This is a genomic window from Aeromonas sp. 604176 (assembly GCF_049170755.1).
GTDB lineage: Bacteria > Pseudomonadota > Gammaproteobacteria > Enterobacterales > Aeromonadaceae > Aeromonas > Aeromonas veronii_A.
The window spans coordinates 1-4,096 of record NZ_JAAKNE010000188.1; the positions used below are offsets into that span (position 1 = coordinate 1).

General features: G+C 54.8%; 3 protein-coding genes. All 3 read right to left on the minus strand.

What is annotated here, in order from left to right; translation table 11 throughout:
* Window positions 1-273: 273 nt before the first annotated feature.
* The 3 genes from G5358_RS20245 to G5358_RS20255 all read right to left on the minus strand — a co-directional run bounded on the left by G5358_RS20245 (window position 274) and on the right by G5358_RS20255 (window position 3,779).
* The gene (locus G5358_RS20245; RefSeq protein WP_216952897.1) at window positions 274-957 is read right to left on the minus strand and encodes an NrdJb; all 684 of its coding nucleotides are present in this window, start codon (window positions 955-957) and stop codon (window positions 274-276) included.
* Window positions 958-967: 10 nt separating this feature from the next.
* On the minus strand, window positions 968-3,115 hold the full coding sequence (locus G5358_RS20250; RefSeq protein WP_216952896.1) for an adenosylcobalamin-dependent ribonucleoside-diphosphate reductase: 2,148 nt from the start codon (window positions 3,113-3,115) through the stop codon (window positions 968-970).
* Window positions 3,116-3,326: 211 nt separating this feature from the next.
* The gene (locus tag G5358_RS20255; RefSeq protein ID WP_267518299.1) at window positions 3,327-3,779 is read right to left on the minus strand and encodes a pullulanase; all 453 of its coding nucleotides are present in this window, start codon (window positions 3,777-3,779) and stop codon (window positions 3,327-3,329) included.
* Window positions 3,780-4,096: the final 317 nt, after the last annotated feature.

Consider the following 4,096-nt stretch of genomic DNA (forward strand, 5'->3'; position numbering starts at 1 on the left):
TGAAGCAGAACGTTGGTATCCAGGATAAACAGCTTTCGGTCCGTATTGTCCATAAGCATCCTCCTTGGCACTGAAGGGCCACGTGTGTGAATCTCAGATGTCATTGAAACCACACGGCCGTGACAGTTTTATTACCCTCAACGCTACGCCCGATTTTACTATCGCGCAACAAATCACTTGGCCGCCTAATTTGATTGCGCATAAAAACAGCAATACAAAGACCGGCACTGTGGCCGGTCTTTTTTCTATCGTTCAACTACTTGAGCATGTTTGTCAGCCGCACTTGGAGTCGCCACAGTTGAGGCAGGTCATGCAGCCATCCTTCAGCACCAGCGCCTTGGTGTGGCACTTGTAGCAGAGCGCGGCATTGGCCGGGAAACCGCTGCCAGCCTGTTGCTCTTCGGCCTCCTGAGCGGCTTTCAATTCAGCCTGTTTCTCGGCCAGAAACGCCTGCTGATGCTCGTCCAGCCCCGGCGCCTTGAGCATGCCGATCTCGGTGAGATGGCTCTCGATCACGTTGCCAATTTCGGCGATCAGCGATGGAACGTACTTGCCCTTGTTCCAGTAGCCGCCCTTGGGATCAAACACCGAGCGCAGCTCCTCCACCAGGAAGGTGACATCCCCACCTTTGCGGAATACGGCTGAGATAATGCGGGTCAGCGCAACGATCCACTGGTAGTGTTCCAGGCTCTTTGAGTTGATGAAGATCTCGAACGGGCGGCGGGTTTCGTGAACAGTACCCTCGTTGAGAATGATGTCGTTGATGGTGATGAACAGCGAGTGCTCGGAGACATGCTCCGGCGTCTTCAGCTTGTAGGTGGTGCCCATCAGTCGCTCCGGACGCAGCACGGTTTCATGCATGTGCACCACGTCATCCTGCGGGGACAGCTCTTCTTGCGGCTCATCCTTGGTACGCACCTTGTAGGCGACGATTTTCTTGTCGATCTTTTTGACCATAATGTCGTTCTCAGAATTTACCGTAGTAGCCTTCTTTCAAGGCATCGTAGAGGTTGGCAGCAGTGTGCAGCTCACCATCGTATTCAATCTCTTCGTTCCCCTTGACGGAGATGACGGAGCCATCCTCCAGGGTGAAATCGTACAGGGTGTTCTCCAGATCCTTCTCCTTCACCAGCACGCCCTGGAAGGCCTCCGGATTGAAGCGGAAGGTGGTGCAGCCCTTGAGGCCGGAGTCCGAGGCATACATGTAGATGTCCTTGAACTGCTCGAACGGGAAATCAGTCGGCACGTTGGCAGTCTTGGAGATGGAGGAGTCGATCCAGCGCTGGGCCGCCGCCTGAATGTCCACATGTTGCGCCGGGGTGATGTCATCAGCAGTAATGAAGTAGTCCGGCAGACGGCTCGCCTCATCATCGGCATACGGCATGGCGGCCGGATTCACCAGCTCGCGATAGGCCAACAGCTCGAAGGAGTAGACATCTACGCTCTCCTTGCTCTTCTTGCCCGGCTTGATGACGTTGCGGCTGTAGTGGTGAGCAAAGCTCGGCTCAATGCCGTTGCTGGCGTTGTTGGCCAGTGACAGCGAGATGGTGCCGGTCGGTGCAATACTGCTGTGGTGAGTGAAACGCCCACCCACTTCGGCCAGCTCGGTGACCAGCGCAGGATCTACTTCGGCAACCTGCTGCATATAACGGCTGTAGCGCGCATGCAGCACCTTGCCCTTCACCTTGTCACCCACCTTGATGCCATCAGCCGCCATTTCCGGGCGCAGACGCAGCATCTTGCCAGTCACTTCAAACTCCTGCTCCATGATGGGGGCAGAGCCTTTCTCCTTGGCCAGACGCAGTGACTCCTGCCAGCCGGTCATCGCCAGCTCCTGAGATACCTGCTCGGTAAAGGCGACTGACGCGGCAGAACCGTATTTGATCTGCAGCATGGTCAGGGTCGAACCAAGCCCCAGGAAGCCCATGCCATGACGGCGCTTGTTGATGATCTCCTCGCGCTGCTTGGCCAGCGGCAGCTGATTGATCTCCACCACGTTGTCGAGCATGCGGGTAAAGATGGCCACGACCTTGCGAAACGCCTGCCAATCGAACGCAGCGTTTTCAGTAAAAGGGGCGCGCACAAACTTGGTCAGATTGACCGAGCCAAGCAGGCAGGCACCGTAAGGCGGCAACGGCTGCTCACCACAGGGGTTGGTCGCGCGGATCTCTTCACAGAACCAGTTGTTGTTCATCTGGTTGACCTTGTCGATCAGGATGAAGCCGGGCTCTGCATAGTCATAGGTGGAGGTCATGATGACATTCCACAGCTTGCGGGCTGGCAGGGTCTTGTAGACCTTACAAGCGACCTGCCCCAACTCGTTGAATACAACCCCTTCCTTGTTGGGCCAGTCGGCCCAGAGCACCTGAGCGGGATCGTCCAGCGCAATGCCATCCTGCTCCACCTCTTTAGCGGTGTAGGGGAAAATCAGCTGCCAGGGGGCATCCTCTTTCACCGCCTTGACGAAATCTTCGGTGATGAGCAGGGAGAGGTTGAACTGACGCAGGCGACCATCTTCACGCTTGGCCTGAATAAACTCGATCACATCAGGATGACGGATATCCATGGTGCCCATCTGGGCGCCACGACGGCCACCGGCTGACGAGACGGTGAAACACATCTTGTCATAGATATCCATAAAGGAGAGCGGGCCGGAAGTGTAGGCACCTGCACCGGAGACAAAGGCACCGCGCGGGCGCAGGGTCGAGAAGTCATAGCCGATACCGCACCCGGCTTTCAGGGTCAGGCCAGCCTCGTGCACCTTGCCGAGGATATCGTCCATCGAATCTTCGATGGTGCCGGAAACAGTACAGTTGATGGTTGAAGTGGCAGGCTTGTGCTCAAACGCCCCCGCATTAGAGGTGATGCGGCCCGCCGGAATGGCACCATTGCGCAGTGCCCACAGGAACGGCTCATACCAGGCCTCAGGTTCCAGCTCCTGCTCTGCCAACGCACGGGCTACCCGCTGGTAGGTCTCGTCGATAGAGCTGTCGATGGGAGTGCCATCCTTGCTCTTGAGGCGATACTTGCTATCCCAGATCTCGAGGGACGTTTCCTGCATGGGGATAAGACGGGAGCCAAGCTCACTCTCCAGCACCGGGTTCGATTTAGCCATTTTCAATCAACCTTATGTGAATGCATCGACATCATGACAACAGCAGAAAACACAACTAATGGTGCCATCTAAAATTAATGACACAACATATAGTAAACCTGATGCCATGAGGGCGCCGATTCTAACCTAAAAAAATGCCCCGGCCAGCAGATTTCTGGACCGAGGCACTTAACTGATTAATTTACTGAGAGATTTAACACTCAGAGATAGATCAGGGCTTCTTGACGTAAACCGTCGGTGTTTCACCCGCCATATTCAGATAGAACTCGTAGACGCCATCAGCATCAGGTGAGAACTTCATGTCCTCATACTTGGAACAGGGGTTGACCGGCACCGCCTCACCACCCAACACGGCAACACCATCACTCGGGCTCTTGTAGCCAAAGTTGGTACCGCAGCTCCAGCCTGAATCAGCAAACTTGAACTTGTAGGGGGCCCACTCTTTCTTGAGGGAGCCTTTGGCCATATAGAGCTTGTCGGCCACCTTGACTACCTTGCTTTCATCAGTCGCCATCCAGTCGTTCATCTCCCCGCGCAGGTAGATGGACTTGCCACCGAAGTCGCTGTTGTCTGCCCCCGCCTGCTCTGCACCACCATTGGATGCGCAACCGCCTAATACCAGGGTTCCCGCCGCCAGCATCATCGTTACTGTTCTTTTGAACATGGGTCTATTCCTTAAATTATTGTGATTCCTTGGTCCATCCATGTGGACTGAAGAATTAAACCAGAGCAGGCATCACAAGAAAGGTAGAGGCATCACATTCTGTGCTTTTTATATCCAACACATTGAACTAGTGAGGAAATATCGAACAGAAAAGAGGCCTTTTTGGGGCTTTAGAAGGGTAATCAATGAATGACAAGAAGGGGAAAGTCTAATAATCCGGCAACGTGCTGAATTGCAGGCAATAAAAAACCCCGCTCGATGAGCGGGGTTTCTTGTATTGGGTGCCTGGCAGTGTCCTACTCTCGCATGGCGAATGC